Source organism: Paenibacillus oenotherae, from assembly GCF_019443105.1.
In the GTDB taxonomy this organism is placed as follows: Bacteria; Bacillota; Bacilli; order Paenibacillales; family Paenibacillaceae; genus Paenibacillus_Z; species Paenibacillus_Z oenotherae.
Genome location: NZ_JAHZIJ010000069.1, coordinates 1 through 895 on the forward strand (window position 1 = coordinate 1; position 895 = coordinate 895).

1 protein-coding gene is annotated in these 895 nt (G+C 61.7%); it reads right to left on the reverse strand.

From position 1 onward, the window contains the following. On the reverse strand, positions 1–895 hold an 895-nt coding region (locus K0T92_RS24555), incomplete at both ends, for a non-ribosomal peptide synthetase (RefSeq protein ID WP_219875265.1).

The window sequence follows — 895 nt, forward strand, 5'->3', positions numbered from 1 at the left end:
GTCTGCGCGCCTTCCAGCTGATTCAGGATATACATCCGCCGCTGCGCCGACGATACCGGGTAATACGACCGCTCCTCCGTCCGCTCGATCGATGCGTATTTGCTTTCCTCTTGCTCCGCGATTCGCTCTGCCAGCTCCTCCAGCCGCGGCGCTTCGAAGATGCTCCGCAGCGGCAGGTTCACGTTCAGCTCCTTGTATACCCGCGCCGCCAGCATCGTCGCCTTTAGCGAATGACCGCCCAGCTCGAAGAAGTGATCCCTCGCTCCGATCCGATCCAAGCCAAGAACGCTTTGCCAGATTTCCGCCAGCTTCGCTTCCAGTTCCGTCCGCGGCGCTACATAGCTTTCGCCTCCCATAGCGCTCCGCTCCGGCTCCGGCAGTCCTCTCCGGTCCACCTTCCCGTTCGGCGTCAGCGGCACCTCGGCCAATTCTACGAAGAACGCCGGCACCATGTAGCTTGGCAGTTGGCTTCCCACATATCGGCGAAGCTCCGCTGCTTCCAGCTTGCCGTGACCAACCACATACGCGCACAGATAGGAATCCGCTCCCTTATCCTGACGCGCAATCACTACCGCTTCCTTCACCTGCTCGTGTCGCTGCAGAACCGCCTCGATCTCGCCCAGCTCGATCCGGTAGCCCCGGATTTTCACCTGCTCGTCAATCCGGCCCAAATAGTCCAGGTTGCCGTCCGGCAGCCATCTCGCCAAATCTCCCGTCCGGTACAGCCGCTCTCCGTTCGGATGCTGCACAAACTTCTCTTCCGTCAGTTCCGGGCGGTTCAGGTAGCCGCGCGCCAAGCCCGCTCCCGCGATGCACAGCTCTCCGGCTACCCCGATCGGCTGCTCCCTGAGCCGATCATCCATGACATACAGCCGCGTATTGGACAACGGCTTCC